The sequence below is a fragment of the Pseudomonas sp. P129 genome (genome assembly GCF_020312195.1).
GTDB classification, from domain to species: Bacteria; Pseudomonadota; Gammaproteobacteria; order Pseudomonadales; family Pseudomonadaceae; genus Aquipseudomonas; species Aquipseudomonas fragariae.
Window position 1 is genome coordinate 1 of record NZ_JAGPYS010000024.1, and the last position, 14,744, is coordinate 14,744.

At 61.0% G+C, this 14,744-nt stretch carries 12 protein-coding genes and 1 pseudogene; 5 read left to right on the forward strand and 8 right to left on the reverse strand.

The window, feature by feature from the left end; genetic code table 11:
- Positions 1 to 163 precede the first annotated feature (163 nt).
- Positions 164 to 1,483: a sigma-54 interaction domain-containing protein gene (locus KBY02_RS25735; RefSeq protein ID WP_003401590.1), complete on the reverse strand. Its 1,320-nt coding sequence runs from the start codon at positions 1,481 to 1,483 to the stop codon at positions 164 to 166.
- Positions 1,484 to 1,749: 266 nt separating this feature from the next.
- On the opposite strand from KBY02_RS25735, the gene KBY02_RS25740 reads away from it, so the two are divergent.
- The 3 genes from KBY02_RS25740 to KBY02_RS25750 are packed head-to-tail and all read left to right on the forward strand — an operon-like array spanning position 1,750 to position 4,720.
- Positions 1,750 to 2,634 (forward strand): MBL fold metallo-hydrolase, encoded by an 885-nt coding sequence (locus KBY02_RS25740; protein ID WP_003401592.1) that lies wholly within the window; start codon positions 1,750 to 1,752, stop codon positions 2,632 to 2,634.
- A 27-nt stretch (positions 2,635 to 2,661) separates the two neighbouring features.
- On the forward strand, positions 2,662 to 3,915 hold the full coding sequence (locus tag KBY02_RS25745) for an FAD/NAD(P)-binding oxidoreductase (RefSeq protein WP_024642211.1): 1,254 nt from the start codon (positions 2,662 to 2,664) through the stop codon (positions 3,913 to 3,915).
- Entirely contained in the window at positions 3,908 to 4,720 is an 813-nt protein-coding gene (locus KBY02_RS25750) for a sulfite exporter TauE/SafE family protein (RefSeq protein ID WP_024642210.1), read from the forward strand. Before KBY02_RS25745 ends, KBY02_RS25750 begins: the two co-directional genes overlap by 8 nt.
- Before the next feature lie 200 nt (positions 4,721 to 4,920).
- Here the strand turns inward: KBY02_RS25750 and KBY02_RS25755 are convergent, their stop codons facing one another.
- From KBY02_RS25755 to dibA, 6 genes are all read right to left on the reverse strand, one after another.
- Positions 4,921 to 5,901: a sulfate/molybdate ABC transporter ATP-binding protein gene (locus KBY02_RS25755; protein ID WP_011266173.1), complete on the reverse strand. Its 981-nt coding sequence runs from the start codon at positions 5,899 to 5,901 to the stop codon at positions 4,921 to 4,923.
- Positions 5,902 to 5,903: 2 nt separating this feature from the next.
- Positions 5,904 to 6,776: a sulfate ABC transporter permease subunit CysW gene (cysW, locus tag KBY02_RS25760; RefSeq protein WP_002551394.1), complete on the reverse strand. Its 873-nt coding sequence runs from the start codon at positions 6,774 to 6,776 to the stop codon at positions 5,904 to 5,906.
- A 13-nt stretch (positions 6,777 to 6,789) separates the two neighbouring features.
- Entirely contained in the window at positions 6,790 to 7,611 is an 822-nt protein-coding gene (cysT, locus tag KBY02_RS25765; RefSeq protein WP_003401602.1) for a sulfate ABC transporter permease subunit CysT, read from the reverse strand.
- Positions 7,612 to 7,705: 94 nt separating this feature from the next.
- Positions 7,706 to 8,716: a sulfate ABC transporter substrate-binding protein gene (locus tag KBY02_RS25770; RefSeq protein WP_011266175.1), complete on the reverse strand. Its 1,011-nt coding sequence runs from the start codon at positions 8,714 to 8,716 to the stop codon at positions 7,706 to 7,708.
- A 151-nt stretch (positions 8,717 to 8,867) separates the two neighbouring features.
- Positions 8,868 to 9,047: a sulfur starvation response protein OscA gene (gene oscA / locus KBY02_RS25775; protein ID WP_003367675.1), complete on the reverse strand. Its 180-nt coding sequence runs from the start codon at positions 9,045 to 9,047 to the stop codon at positions 8,868 to 8,870.
- A gap of 200 nt (positions 9,048 to 9,247) precedes the next feature.
- Positions 9,248 to 11,167, reverse strand: a complete 1,920-nt coding sequence (dibA, locus tag KBY02_RS25780; RefSeq protein WP_003401609.1) for a phosphodiesterase DibA — start codon at positions 11,165 to 11,167, stop codon at positions 9,248 to 9,250.
- A gap of 152 nt (positions 11,168 to 11,319) precedes the next feature.
- Between dibA and desA the strand changes: the two genes are divergently transcribed.
- Entirely contained in the window at positions 11,320 to 12,504 is a 1,185-nt protein-coding gene (desA, locus tag KBY02_RS25785) for a delta-9 fatty acid desaturase DesA (RefSeq protein ID WP_024650588.1), read from the forward strand.
- A gap of 129 nt (positions 12,505 to 12,633) precedes the next feature.
- Positions 12,634 to 13,632, forward strand: coding sequence for a GGDEF domain-containing protein (locus KBY02_RS25790; RefSeq protein WP_003401614.1), 999 nt, complete (start codon positions 12,634 to 12,636; stop codon positions 13,630 to 13,632).
- 94 nt (positions 13,633 to 13,726) lie between these two features.
- Here the strand turns inward: KBY02_RS25790 and KBY02_RS25795 are convergent.
- Positions 13,727 to 14,446, reverse strand: a pseudogene (locus KBY02_RS25795) (urea ABC transporter substrate-binding protein); the annotation flags it as partial.
- Between the last annotated feature and the right edge of the window lie 298 nt (positions 14,447 to 14,744).

Genomic DNA, 14,744 nt, shown 5'->3' on the forward strand with positions numbered 1-14,744 from the left:
CCAGCGTGGGAATGCAGGTCTCGACGCTCTGCGTCGTCAAGAGGACGCGGAGCGTCCAGAAAGGCATGCGACGCGGAGCGCCGCACGATAGTTGAGGTTATCGTTCCGCACGCTCCAGCGTGGGAATGCCGTTCGTGACGCTCTGCGTCATAGCGTCCGTGCGTCAGCGCGGAATCCCCAGGGCACGCAAACGTCGGTACAGGGTGCGTTCGCTCAGCCCCAGTTCTCTGGCCAGTTCGCTGCGCGAGCCGTTGAACACTCGCAGCGCATGGGCGAGTTTTTCCAGGCCGTCGTCCTGCTGGCGGTACGTCACGCCACCCGCTTCGCCCTGGCCGCGTACTTCGGCGGGCAAATCCTGCACGCGAATCACGCCGTCGTCGGTAAATAAACGGGCTCGCTCGAGTATGTTGCGCAGCTCGCGAATGTTGCCGGGGTAACTGTACAAACTCAGCAGCTTCATGGCCTCGGCGTCGACACGCGGCGCGGCGCCGGGCGCGATGCGTTGCAGCAGGCTGTCGATCAGCAGCGGCAGGTCGTCGCTGCGTTCGCGCAGGGCCGGCAGGCGAATCGGAAAGGCGCTGATGCGATAAAACAAATCCTGACGAAAACTGCCGTCGGCGACCATCTCCCTGAGCGGTTTGTGGGTGGCCACCACCAGCCGAAAATCCGAGTGCACCGTGCGCAGGCTGCCCACCGGACGAAAACTGCCCGATTCAATCAGCCGCAACAGCTTGACCTGCATGGCCAGCGGCACTTCGCCGATCTCATCAAGGAACAACGTGCCGCCATGCGCGGCTTCGGCCAGACCGGTCTTGCGCTGCAATGCGCCAGTGAATGCGCCCTTCTCATAGCCGAACAGCTCGCTTTCCAGCAGGGTTTCGGTAAGCCCGGTGCAATCGACCACCACCAGCGGTCCGGCGGACCTGGCGCTGCTGGCGTGCAGTGCGCGCGCGAACAATTCCTTGCCGGTACCCGACTCGCCCTGCAGCAGCACCGGAATCTGCGCGGGCGCTGCACGTTGCAGGGCGCTCAGCACCTCCTTGAACGCCGCCGAGCGCCCTACCAGCCCATGTTGCTGCGGCTGGACGGAGGCCACCGCCACCGAGCTCAGCCGCTCGACATAGGCGATGACCTCACCCTGATCGTCGAGAATCGGCCGCAGCTCCACATCCACATGCTCGGGGCCGCGCGGCGTGTGATGAATGTGCAGCAGACGCTCCGGGAGCCGTGTTTCATGGGCCTTGCGCATCGGGCAGTGCTCACCGGCCTGATCGCACGGCACCGCAAACTGATGCGACACCCGATAACACTTCTCGCCCACATGCGGCGTGCCTTCGACGCCGAACTGGCGCTGGTAGGCGGTGTTGGCGGCAATGATGTTGTAGTCGGTATCGAGCACGATGGTCGGGCGCAGATCGTGTTCGAGGTATGACACCAGCGACTGCATGCGACTGCCGGGAAAATCGGTGGCGATGAGGTTCATGGGTGCTCCTGTGGGCTGGGCGCAGCTTAACCCATTCGCCTGCCAGCTTGTGCCACGGACTGCCAAATGACTGCCAGAATGTGGCAGTCAGCGACCTGCGGCAGGCCATCAGGGTGTTTTGCAAAACCCAAAAACGCCCTGTGTTTATTAGCCTGAACAGGCTTTGCAGTGATTGGCATGGTTATTGAGACATCATCGCAACGACTGCCAACCGTCCGGCCTGGCCAAACGGGCCTTGAGGCGATTTACAGCCACAGGAATTGCACATGATTATCGGTGAAAAGCTTCATGTCGAAGCGCTCTTCGACACGCATACCTGGACCATCAGCTATCTGGTGATGGACCTGCACAGCAAGCAATGTGCGCTGATCGACAGCGTGCTCGATTACGACCCCAAGTCCGGCCGCACCAGAACCGAGTCTGCCGACCGCATGATCGAACGGGCGCAGGCGCTGGGCGCCTCGGTGCAGTGGATTTTCGAAACCCACGTGCACGCCGATCACCTCTCGGCAGCGCCGTATCTGAAACAGCGGCTCGGTGGGCAAATTGTCATCGGCAGCCATATCACTGCCGTGCAGGAAACCTTCGGCACGCTGTTCAACGCGCCGCCTGACTTTGCCCGCAATGGCAGCCAGTTCGATGTGCTGCTGGAAGACAACGCCTCGTTCGCCCTCGGCACGCTTGAGGTCAAGGCCATGCACACGCCCGGGCACACGCCGGCGTGCATGAGTTACCTGGTGCAAGTCGGTGATGCCACGGTCGCGTTTGTCGGCGATACGCTGTTCATGCCCGATTACGGCACCGCTCGGTGCGACTTCCCGGGTGCCGATGCGCGCACGCTGTATCGCTCGATCAAGAAGCTGCTGGCGCTGCCGCCGCAGACCCTGCTGTTCATGTGCCACGACTACCTGCCCAATGGCCGTGAGCTGAAATACATGACCACGGTTGCCGAACAGCGCGCCAGCAATATCCATGTGCACGACGGGGTGGATGAAGACGCGTTCGTCGGCATGCGCGAAGCCCGTGACGCGACGCTGGACATGCCGGTGCTGATGCTGCCTGCGGTGCAGGTCAACATGCGCTGCGGCCACTTTCCCGAGCCGGAAGACAACGGCGTCGTCTACCTGAAGATCCCGCTCAATGCCCTTTGACCGCTGCCCGCCTTGGGAAACCCTGTGATGAATGCTTCGACAACAACCTGTCAGATCCTGATCGTCGGTGCCGGTGCTGCCGGTATCGCCACTGCCGCAAGCCTGCTCGCCCGCGACGCCACCCTGCAGATCACCCTGGTCGACCCCGCCGATACCCATTATTACCAGCCCGGCTGGACCATGGTCGGTGCGGGGATCTTCACGCCGCAGTCGACGGCGCGCAGCATGGCCTCGCTGATTCCCGAAGGCGTGCAGTGGATCAAGGCTGCGGTGGCGACGTTCGAGCCGCAGCACAACACGCTGACGCTGGCTGACGGCCGCGTGCTCGGCTATCAGCAACTGGTGGTCTGCCCCGGCCTGAAGCTGGACTGGTCGGCTATCGACGGGCTGGTCGACACGCTCGGGGCCAATGGCGTGACCTCCAACTATCGCTATGACCTGGCGCCCTACACCTGGAAGCTGGTGCAGAACCTGCAACAGGGGCGCGCGCTGTTTACCCAGCCGCCCATGCCGATCAAGTGCGCCGGTGCGCCGCAGAAGGCCATGTACCTGTCCTGCGATCACTGGTTGAAAAGCGGCCGTCTCGCGCAGATCAATACGCAGTTCTACAACGCCGGTGGCGTGCTGTTCGGTGTCGCCGACTATGTGCCGGCGCTGATGAAGTACGTCGAGCGCTACGCCATCGACCTCAAGTTCAGCCATCGGCTGGTCGCCGTCGACGGGCCTGGCAAACGCGCGACCTTCATCCGCACGCAAGCCGATGGCAGCAGCGAGACCGTCGAGCAAAGCTTCGAAATGTTGCACGTAGTGCCGCCGCAGATTGCCCCTGACTTCATCCGCAGCAGCCCGCTGGCCGATGCTGCGGGCTGGGTGGACGTCGACCCCGCCACGCTGAAGCACCGGCAGTTCGCCAATGTGCATGGCCTGGGCGATGCCACCAATACCAGCAACGCCAAGACCGCCGCAGCGGCACGCAAGCAGGCGCCGGTGGTGGCCAACAACGTATTGGTCGCGCTGGGTCGTCGGGATGGGTCAGCTGTGTATGACGGTTACGGCTCGTGCCCGTTGACGGTCGAGAAAGGCCGCATCGTGCTGGCCGAATTTACCTATGGCGGCAAGGTTGCGCCGAGCTTTCCGCGCTGGCTGCTGGACGGTCGCCAGCCGACCCGACTGGCCTGGTGGTTGAAAGCGCGAGTGCTGCCCGCGCTGTACTGGCATGGCATGCTCAAAGGCCGTGAGTGGCTGGCCAAACCGCAAAAGGCTGACACCCGGCATGGATGAGCATCAGTTGCTGGGCGTTGGCCTGGGGACCGTCATCGGCATGGTGCTGGCGCTGACCGGCGCGGGCGGCGGCATCCTCGCCGTGCCGCTGCTGGTCTTCGGCCTTGGCCTGTCGATTGTCGAAGCCGCGCCGGTCGGTCTGTTGGCCGTGGGGCTGGCGGCGGGGATCGGTGCGGTACTGGGGCTGCGTCAGGGCATCGTTCGCTATCGCGCGGCCGGTTACATCGCGTCCATTGGTGTGCTGATGGCGCCTCTGGGCCTATGGCTCGCTCATCGACTGCCCAATACGCCGCTGGCACTGGTCTTTTCCGCCGTGCTGCTGTACGCCTGTGGACGTATGTTCATCAGGGCCAGCCGCGAATTGCGCCACGGAAAGCCCGCGCCGCGTGCGGAAGTACTGCCCTGCGTGCTCAACCCGCTGCAGGGCCGCCTGCGCTGGACCATGCCCTGCCTGCGCGCACTGACGCTGACCGGCGTGGGCTCCGGGTTGCTGTCCGGGTTGTTGGGAGTGGGCGGCGGGTTCGTGATCATTCCGGCGCTGACCCGCTACAGCGATCTGGACATGAAAAGTGTCGTGGCGACGTCACTGGCGGTGATCGCCCTGGTCTCGATGGGCAGCGTCATTACCGCCTCATTGAGTGGTGTTATGCATTGGGCAGTTGGCGCGCCGTTCGCGCTGGGTGCAGTCATCGGCCTGATTATCGGCAGACAAGTCGCCCGCTACCTCGCCGGCCCACGCCTGCAACAGCTATTCGCCGTATGCGGTATCGTCGCGGCGTTCATGCTGGCGTTGTCCGTACGATAACAGCCCGAGGACGCAGAGCACGCGGAGCATGGGAACGATAAGGCTTCTGCCCGGAGGGCGTAGGAGCGAACTTGTTCGCGAAGGGGTCGGTAGCATCGCCGAAAATGCATCGACTGAAACACCGTCTTCGCGAGCAATGCGGATCGCCGCCCCGGTCGCCCCCACAAGAGTTGTGTATAACGATAAGCACCTGCGCAGGCTTAAAGCTTCTGCCAGACCTTCGGTTTGAAGAACAGCGTCTCGCCCTTCGCCAGGCCCACCAGGCTGTCGTGGTCTTTCACCACTTCGGCCTCGATCAGTTCGTCCTGCCCTTCCACTTTCAAGGTGACCCGCGTCGTCGCACCCAGTGGTCGGATGTCGCGGACTTCGGCGGCGTGGTGGTCTTCGATTTCCTGGCGGGACAGCGACACCTCATGCGGACGGAACAGCAGGTGACCTTCCGCGCCCAGGCTCAGGCGATTGGAGTCGCCGAGGAAGTGGTAGACGAAGTCGTTGGACGGGTTCTCGTAGACCTCGCCCGGCGAGCCGATCTGTTCGATCACGCCCTTGTTCATCACCACGATGCGGTCGGCCACTTCCATGGCCTCTTCCTGATCGTGAGTCACGAACACCGAGGTCAGGTTGATGTCCTCGTGCAGGCGCGCCAGCCAGCGACGCAGCTCCTTGCGGACCTTGGCGTCCAGTGCGCCGAACGGCTCGTCCAGCAGCAGCACTTTTGGCTCGACCGCCAGGGCGCGGGCCAGGGCAATCCGCTGGCGCTGTCCACCTGACAGCTGCTCCGGATAACGGTCGGCCAGCCAGTCCAGCTGCACCATGTTCAATAGCTCATGGACCTTCTCGGCGATCCGCGTTTCGTTCGGGCGCTCGCGCTTGGGCTTCATGCGCAGGCCGAACGCGACGTTGTCGAACACCGTCATGTGGCGGAACAGCGCGTAATGCTGGAACACGAACCCGACGTTGCGATCACGCACGTCGTGGCCGGACACATCTTCGCCATGGAACACGATGCTGCCGTCATCCGGGGTTTCCAGGCCGGCAATGATGCGCAGCAGGGTGGTCTTGCCACAGCCTGACGGGCCCAGCAAAGCCACCAGCTCGCCACTCTGGATGTCCAGACTGATGTTGTTCAGGGCCTTGAAGGCATTGAAGTTCTTGCTGACGTTACGGACTTCGATCGACATGATTATTCCTCCGCCGCGTTATGGCGCAGACGGTTAATGCGCGATTCGCTCCACTGCTTGAGCAGCAGGATGAACAGCGCCAGGATCAGCAACAGGCTCGCCACGGCAAAGGCGGCAACGTGGTTGTATTCGTTGTAGAGGATTTCGACGTGCAGCGGCAGGGTGTTGGTGACGCCGCGAATGTGCCCGGACACCACCGACACCGCGCCAAACTCGCCCATCGCTCGCGCCGTACACAGCACCACGCCGTAGATCAGGCCCCATTTGATGTTCGGCACCGTGACGTGCCAGAACATCTGCCAGCCATTGGCGCCCAGCAGCCGTGCGGCTTCTTCTTCCTGAGTGCCCTGCTCCTGCATCAGCGGGATCAGCTCACGGGCAACGAAGGGCACGGTGACGAAGATGGTTGCCAGCACGATGCCCGGCAGGGCAAAGACGATCTGGATGTCGTGATCCTGCAGCCACGGCCCGAACAGCCCCTGCGCACCGAACATCAGTACGTAGACCAGACCGGCGATGACCGGCGATACCGAGAACGGCAGGTCGATCAGCGTGACCAGAATGCTCTTGCCGCGGAACGAGTATTTGCTCACGCACCACGCGGCGCTGACGCCGAATACCAGGTTTAGCGGCACCGAGATCAATACCGCTATGACCGTCAGCTTCAGCGCCGACAGCGCGTCCGGCTCGAGGATTGCGGTAAAGAACGCGCCCAGACCGTTTTTCAGGCCCTGGGACACCACGATGAACAGCGGCAGGCCCAGAAACAGGACGAACACCAGCCAGCACAGGCCGATCAGGATGCGTCGCGACACCGCGCTGCCACGACGGGCGGCGTTGGCAGAGGCGGCGGCTGAAACAGATGAATAAGACATGTTCTGCGCCTCCTCAGGATGGGGTTTCAATGCGCCGCTGCAGCAGGTTGATCAGCAGCAGCAGAATGAAGGACACCACCAGCATCATCACGCCGATAGCGGTTGCGCCGGTGTAGTCGTACTGGTCGAGCTTGACCATGATCAGCAGCGGCAGGATCTCGGTTTTCATCGGCATGTTGCCGGCGATGAAAATCACCGAACCGTACTCGCCCACGCCACGGGCAAACGCCAGGGCGAAGCCGGTCAGCCAGGCAGGCAGCAACGCCGGGACGAGGATGTGGCGAAACACCTGCAGCGGGCGTGCGCCCAGGCAGGCGGCGGCCTCTTCGACTTCGCGGGGGATGTCGGCCAGCACAGGCTGCACGGTGCGCACCACGAACGGCAGGGTGACGAAGGTCAGCGCCAGGGTGATGCCCAACGGGGTGTAGGCGATCTTGAAACCCAGATCAGCCGCGAACTGGCCGACCCAGCCGTTGGGCGCGTACAGCGCGGTCAGGGCGATACCGGCCACGGCGGTCGGCAGGGCGAATGGCAGATCGATCATCGCATCGATGACCTTGCGCCCGGGGAAGGTGTAGCGCACCAGCACCCAGGCCAGCAGTGTGCCGATCACCCCATTGATGAGGGCTGCGTAAAAGGCGGTGCCGAAACTCAGCTTGAGTGCCGCGATCACGCGTGGTGCCGTGATGATGGTCCAGAACTGATCCCAGGTGAGCTGCGCGGCATGTACGAACATGGCGGCCAGCGGTATTAGCACAATCAGACTGAGGTACACCAAGGTGTAGCCCAGCGTCAGCCCGAAGCCGGGTATGACGGGGGAGATACGACGCGACATAAAAGTCCCTGGTTTCACTTGCACGAAGCCCGGAGGTCAATCCGGGCTGTTTGGCCAAACCTGCGATGCCGCTGGTGCGGCATCCTCATTCGGCTTATTGCGCCTGATAAATCTGATCGAACACGCCGCCGTCATTGAAAAACTTCGGCTGCGCAGTTTTCCAGCCACCAAAGTCTTTGTCGATAGTCACCAGATCGAGTTTCGGGAATTGCTTCTCGTACTTGGCGGCCACTTCGGCATCACGTGGACGATAGAAGTTTTTCGCGGCGATTTCCTGACCTTCCTTGCTGTACAGGTGCTTGAGGTATTCAGTCGCGATTTCGCTGTTGCCTTTCCGCTCGGCGTTCTTGTCGACCACGGCGACCGGAGGTTCGGCAAGGATCGACAGCGACGGTACGACGATATCGAACTTGTCCTTGCCGCCGTCTTCTTTCAAGGCCAGAAACGCTTCGTTTTCCCACGCCAGCAGCACGTCACCCTGACCGTTGTTGACGAAGGTGATGGTCGAACCGCGTGCGCCGGTGTCCAGGATCGGCACGTGCTTGAACAGCGTCTGTACGTATTCCTTGGCCTTGGCTTCGTCACCGCCGCCCGCCTTCAGGCCATAGGCCCAGGCGGCCAGGAAGTTCCAGCGCGCACCGCCGGAGGTTTTCGGGTTGGGCGTGATCACCGAGACGCCTTCCTTGGTCAGGTCGCCCCAGTCCTTGATGCCTTTCGGGTTGCCCTTGCGCACCAGAAACACGATGGTCGAGGTGTACGGTGTGCTCGCGTCCGGCAGGCGGGTCTGCCAGTTTTCCGGCAGGGTCTTGCCGAGCCTGGCGATTTCGTCGATGTCACCGGCCAGTGCCAGGGTCACCACGTCGGCACGCAGGCCGTCAATCACGCCACGCGCCTGCTTGCCCGAGCCGCCGTGAGATTGCTTGATCTCGACCTTGTCGTCCGGGTGGGATTTTTTCCAGAAATTGACGAATTCTGCGTTGTAGTCCTGATACAGCTCGCGGGTCGGATCGTAGGACACGTTGAGCAGTTCGTAATCCTTGGCGACAGCCGAACCTGCGAAAACAGCACTGGCGAGAGCCGCCAGCGCAAAACGGCGAATGGACATAGATTGAAGCTCCTGGAAATACGGTGTGTTGGCTTTTTTGATTTCTTCTTGGCGCGTCAGAACGGCATCCGCACGGGCGCGCTGCTTTTTTTCAGGGGGTATCAGGAGTCAGGATGAAACCCTCCGGTTGACCAGTCGGGTGATTGCCGCTTCAGTTCTGCTTGGCAGGGTTCTGCAAACGAAACTTTTCCTTGCGCTCGATCTGCACCACTTGTGCGTTGTGCACGGTGATTTCGACGGCACCAAAACGCAGGTCACGCAACGCACTCTGAATTTCACGCAGAATGGCTGCTTCGTCCTGACCGTCAACACTACGTAGAGATGCGCTCATTGTCTTATTCCTTGAGAAGTGAGAGGCCGGCCTTCGCGACTGGGGGCGATGGCGTATGGCGGTGAGGCAATAATAGTGAGATGCGGATATTCTTAAAAAGACTATTTAAGAATGCAGATATAACCAAAAAGACTTTAGAGCGGCGTGAGTCTGTCAGGGTGCATTGCACACCCGGACGAGCGTTGTCAGAGAGGGCTGAACTAGTTGAACGCGGGCGCGTGCGTCCAATCAATCGATTGCGCCGCCATGGGCCGGGCAAACCAGTAGCCCTGGCCCAACTCACAACCGTTGCTTAACAGAAATGAAGCCTGATTGGCGTGCTCGATCCCCTCGGCCAGGACACGCATGCCCAGGCTCGAAGCCAGCGCGATGACCGCCCTTACAATCGCGATGTCATCCACATCGCCCGGCAGCCCGGCCACGAAACCCTGATCGATCTTGAGCTTTTGCACCGGCATGCTCTTGAGCCGCAGCAGCGATGAGTAGCCTGTGCCGAAATCATCGATGGCCAGGCTCAGGCCCAGTTCACGCAGGCGATGCAATTGCTCGATGGCCTGTTCAGGGTCCTCCATGACGGCACTTTCAGTGACTTCCAGCTCAAGAAATGCCGGATCAAGGCCGGTCTCGTTCAAGACCTCAGCCACTTGCCGATCGACATCACCACGACTGAACAGACGGCTGGACACATTGACCGCGACGGACGCAATCGAGACGCCTTCTGCCAGCCAGGCCTGCATCTGCCGACAGGCGGTGTTCAATACCCAGGCATCGATATCGGCGATGAGCCCGTTCTGCTCGGCAATCGGGATGAAATCGCCGGGCGACACCATGCCACGGGTCGGGTGCTGCCAGCGCACCAGCGCTTCGACCGCGCAGATACGCCCGGTCACCAGGTCGTAAACCGGTTGGTAGAAGACCCGCAATTCGTCCTGCTCGATCGCCTGACGCAACTCGCTGGCCAGTTGCACCCGTTGCTGGGCTTGGGCGGTCAGCTCTTCGGTGTACAGCGCAAACCCTTCGCGGCCATCGGTCTTGGCCTTGAACAGCGCCGAATCGGCATTGCGCAACAACTGCTCGGCAGTCAGCGCATCACCGGGAAACAGGCTGATACCGATACTGGCAGTGACGAACAGCTGGTGCCCTGCAATGGGGTACGGCGCTTTGAAGGCATTGATCACCTGCTGCGCGAGCGCTGCGGCATGCACCATGTGTGTACAGTTTTTGACCAGCAGCGCGAATTCGTCACCGCCCAGCCGCGAGACCGTCATGCCGCTGTCGGCCAGCGCATTGAGACGTTCGGCAGCCGCCTTGAGCACTTCGTCGCCGATGTTATGGCCAAGGCTGTCGTTGATGTTTCTGAAGTTGTCCAGGTCGACCACCAGCAGCGCACAGCCGCGCCTGCTGGAGCGCGCCGAGGTCAGCGCCTGGCTGATCCGGTCGGTCAGCAGCAGACGATTGGGCAACTCGGTCAGCGCATCGTAATGGGCCAGTTGCGCCAACTCCTGCTCGGAGCGCTTGATGGCCGTGATGTCGGAAAACACCGCGACAAAATGCCTGGGCTGCCCGTCCTCACCCTTGATGCTGCGGATGGTTTGCCACTGCGGATAGATCTCGCCGCTTTTGCGTCGGTTCCAGATCTCGCCGCTCCACTGCCCGGCACTCTGCAGCGAGTGGTACATCTGCCGATAAAACTCGGGGCCATGACGACCGGACTTGAACTTGCTGGGGTTGAAGCCAAGCACCTCGTCGGCCTGATAGCCGGTGATGTCTACAAACGCACGATTTACATGGACAATGCGTCCTTCGGCATCACTGACCAGTACGCCCTCACGCGTGCTGTCGAACACCACCGCCGCCAGCAGCAGCCGGTCATAGTCCTGCTGTTGACGCTCGAACTGCGCTTCGCCGCCGACGATGGCCTTCAATCTGTCACGTGCAATAAAGATCATGACGGTACTGAGCAATGCCCAGCCGTAACCGATCATCTGTTGTCCGACGGCCAGTCGAGCCGGATCCTTGACGAAAAAAGACAGCAGGGCGCTGCCTGTCGCGAACCACAGAATCGACAGTAGCCCATACAGAACGGCGGTTCGCAGCGCGTTACGGGAATAATCGGACATAAAAAAGCGGGCCTTGAGAAAGGTCTGGATTATAAAGCAAGAAACATCCTGCGACGCTTATGTGCAAGGGTGACTGGTTTTCTGAGCAATGTCAGTGATAATGCTGTTGCGACTTTTTTCTTCACAGGTTTTCTACGAGGGCCAAACAGCCTATGTTGTACAACGGTTTGCTCGACCTTTCCGTCTGGCAGTTAATAGCGGTCACGCTGGTCATGACCCATGTAACGATCATTGGCGTCACGGTCTATCTGCACCGCTATTCAGCCCACCGCTCACTTGAGCTCAACGCGGGTCTGAAACACTTCTTCCGCTTCTGGCTGTGGCTGACCACTGCCCAGAATACCCGCGAGTGGACAGCCATCCACCGCAAACACCACGCAAAATGCGAAACTGTCGATGACCCGCACAGCCCGGTCGTCAAGGGTCTGTCCACCGTGCTGCGCAAGGGCGCCGAGCTGTACCGCGAGGAAGCGCAGAACCAGGACACCCTGCGTATCTACGGCAAGAACTGCCCGGAAGACTGGATCGAGCGCAATCTGTATTCGCGCTACAAGCTGCTGGGCATCGCGCTGATGGCGGTGATCGATGTGGCGCTGTTCGGTGTCCTCGGTATCACGGTCTGGGCCGTGCAGATGATGTGGATTCCCTTCTGGGCTGCCGGCGTGGTCAACGGTCTGGGTCATGCGGTCGGCTATCGCAACTTCGAATGCCGTGATGCGGCCACCAATCTGGTGCCGTGGGGCATCGTGATCGGCGGCGAAGAGCTGCACAACAATCACCACACCTATCCCAACTCGGCCAAGCTGTCGGTCAAACCCTGGGAATTCGACATGGGCTGGGCGTGGATCAAGGTCTTCAGCTTCCTGCGTCTGGCCAAGGTCCAGCGGGTCGCGCCTATTGCCCATCGGGTCGAAGGCAAGGGCCACATGGACATGGACACCGCGATGGCGATCCTCAACAACCGTTTCCAGATCATGGCGCAGTACCGCAAGCTGGTGATCGCGCCGCTGGTTGCCCAGGAACTGGCCAAGGCCGACGAGTCGGTGCGTCATCAGTTCCGCCGCGCCAAGCGCCTGCTGTCGCGTGAGACCAGCCTGCTCGATGACAAGCATCACCTGCGTATCCAGACCATGCTGGAACACAGCCATGCGCTGAAGGTGATCTACGAAAAACGCCTGGCCTTGCAGCAGATCTGGGTCAAGACCAGCAGCAACGGTCACGACATGCTCTCGGCCATGAAAGAGTGGATTCACGAGGCCGAAGCCAGTGGTATTCAGTCCCTGCGCGAGTTCGCCGACCAGCTGAAAACCTACTCGCTACGCCCCGCCCACGCTTGAACCGTTGATCGGCGCGCCTTCCCCTAGCGCGCCGGTCCCGGAACTTATCCCCTCCCCCTCTATCTCATCAACTTTCCCGCCAATCGGGACAGGGCGCCTCACTGGCCGTAAACGCTTGAGATGGTTCTTATGGAAAAGCAGCCTCCCACCTCCCTACCCGGCACACCGATCACTGATATGCCCGCAGCCGCAGAAACCCTGTTAGCCCTGATGCACGCTCAGGCAGAAGTCGCACGCCTGAGCGAGCGTGAACAATTGTTCAGCTCGTTGCTGGTGAGTGTGAACGCTGTTTTGTGGGCGTTCGACTGGGAAACCCAGCACATGATCTATGTCAGCCCGGCCTACGAGCGCATCTTCGGTCGTTCGGCGGGCCTGCTGCTGGCTGACTACAGTGAGTGGCGCGACAGCATCTACCCCGATGACCTGAACTACGCCGAGCGCAGCCTCAACGAGGTCATCGAGAAAGGCTCGATCGAGGATCGCGAGTACCGGATCATTCGTGCGGACGGCGAAGTGCGCTGGCTCAGCGACAAATGCTTCGTCAGCCATCGCGCCGACGCCAGCCAGCGTCTGATCGTGGTGGGCATCGCCGAAGACATCACCGAGAAGAAGCAGCTCGAGAATGAGCTGCAACGCCTGGCGACCACCGATGTGCTGACCCAGAGCAGCAACCGCCGGCACTTTTTCGAATGCGCCCAGCGCGAGTTCGAACTGGCTCGCCTCAATGGCACGCCGCTGGCGTTTCTGCTGCTGGACATCGATGACTTCAAGCTGGTGAACGACACCTACGGCCATCAGGAAGGCGATACCGTGCTGCAACGCATCGCCGAAAGCGGTCGTTCGGCATTGAGGCGGGGTGACCTGTTCGGGCGTATCGGTGGCGAAGAGTTCGCTGCGGTATTCCCCGGCTGTGCGCCGGACATGGCGATGCAGATCGCCGAGCGCCTGCAACGCGAGATCCAGCGTCAGAACTTCCAGTCCGCTGGCACCACCTTCAGCATCACTGCAAGCCAGGGCCTGACCAATCTGGGCCCGGACGACCCAAGCCTCGAAACCCTCTACGGCCGCGCCGACGCCGCGATGTACCAAGCCAAACGCCAGGGCAAGAACCAGATCGTACTGGTCTGAAATGCTTTCCCGAATGTAGAAAGCACGATTGGCCCCTTCGCGAACAAGGCGTACTGCTGCCCCTTCAGTTGGAGTACATACACCTGTGGGAGTCTGCGGTGCCCTGTAGGAGCGGACTTGTCCGCGAAGAGGCCGGTACAGTCGATGGATTTTCTGCGTCAGGAATGTAGCCTTCGCGAACAAGTTCGCTCCTACGGGAGTACGCGGTGCCCTGTAGGAGCGGACTTGTCCGCGAAGATGCCGGTACAGTCGATGGATTTTCTGCGTCAGGAATGTAGCCTTCGCGAACAAGTTCGCTCCTACGGGAGTACGCGGTGCCCTGTAGGAGCGGACTTGTCCGCGAAGAGGGCGGTACATTCAATGCATTGGCTGCGTTTGGAATATAGCCTTCGCGAACAAGTTCGCTCCTACGTGAGTCTGCGGTGCCCTGTAGGAGCGGACTTGTCCGCGAAGAGGGCGGTACATTCAATGCATTGGCTGCGTTTGGAATATAGCCTTCGCGAACAAGTGCGCTCCTACGTGAGTCTGCGGTGCCTTGTAGGAGCGGACTTGTCCGCGAAGAGGCCGGTACAGTCGATGGATTTTCTGCGTCAGGAATGTAGCCTTCGCGAACAAGTTCGCTCCTACGGGAGTACGCGGTGCCCTGTAGGAGCGGACTTGTCCGCGAAGAGGGCGGTACATTCAATGCATTGGCTGCGTTTGGAATATAGCCTTCGCGAACAAGTTCGCTCCTACGTGAGTCTGCGGTGCCCTGTAGGAGCGGACTTGTCCGCGAAGAGGGCGGTACATTCAATGCATTGGCTGCGTTTGGAATNGTAGGAGCGGACTTGTCCGCGAAGAGGGCGGTGCAGTCGATGGATTTTCTGCGTCAGCAATACCGCCTTCGCGAACAAGTTCGCTCCTACGGGAGTACGCGGTGCCTTGTAGGAGCGGACTTGTCCGCGAAGAGGCCGGTAAAGTCGATGGATTTTCTGCGTCAGGAATACCGCCTTCGCGAACAAGTTCACCTACGGGAGTGCGCGGTGCCCTGTAGGAGCGGACTTGTCCGCGAAGAGGGCGGTACATTCAATGCATTGGCTGCGTTTGGGATATAGCCTTCGCGAACAAGTTCG

What these genes read in the sequence shown, in the direction of transcription:
- KBY02_RS25745 (WP_024642211.1), top strand. Translation starts at nt 2,662, where the DNA reads ATGAATGCTTCGACAACAACCTGTCAGATCCTGATCGTCGGTGCCGGT.
- KBY02_RS25770 (WP_011266175.1), bottom strand. Translation starts at nt 8,716, where the DNA reads ATGTCCATTCGCCGTTTTGCGCTGGCGGCTCTCGCCAGTGCTGTTTTC.
- KBY02_RS25755 (WP_011266173.1), bottom strand. Translation starts at nt 5,901, where the DNA reads ATGTCGATCGAAGTCCGTAACGTCAGCAAGAACTTCAATGCCTTCAAG.
- dibA (WP_003401609.1), bottom strand. Translation starts at nt 11,167, where the DNA reads ATGTCCGATTATTCCCGTAACGCGCTGCGAACCGCCGTTCTGTATGGG.
- KBY02_RS25735 (WP_003401590.1), bottom strand. Translation starts at nt 1,483, where the DNA reads ATGAACCTCATCGCCACCGATTTTCCCGGCAGTCGCATGCAGTCGCTG.
- cysW (WP_002551394.1), bottom strand. Translation starts at nt 6,776, where the DNA reads ATGTCTTATTCATCTGTTTCAGCCGCCGCCTCTGCCAACGCCGCCCGT.
- cysT (WP_003401602.1), bottom strand. Translation starts at nt 7,611, where the DNA reads ATGTCGCGTCGTATCTCCCCCGTCATACCCGGCTTCGGGCTGACGCTG.
- oscA (WP_003367675.1), bottom strand. Translation starts at nt 9,047, where the DNA reads ATGAGCGCATCTCTACGTAGTGTTGACGGTCAGGACGAAGCAGCCATT.
- KBY02_RS25750 (WP_024642210.1), top strand. Translation starts at nt 3,908, where the DNA reads ATGGATGAGCATCAGTTGCTGGGCGTTGGCCTGGGGACCGTCATCGGC.
- KBY02_RS25790 (WP_003401614.1), top strand. Translation starts at nt 12,634, where the DNA reads ATGGAAAAGCAGCCTCCCACCTCCCTACCCGGCACACCGATCACTGAT.
- KBY02_RS25740 (WP_003401592.1), top strand. Translation starts at nt 1,750, where the DNA reads ATGATTATCGGTGAAAAGCTTCATGTCGAAGCGCTCTTCGACACGCAT.
- desA (WP_024650588.1), top strand. Translation starts at nt 11,320, where the DNA reads ATGTTGTACAACGGTTTGCTCGACCTTTCCGTCTGGCAGTTAATAGCG.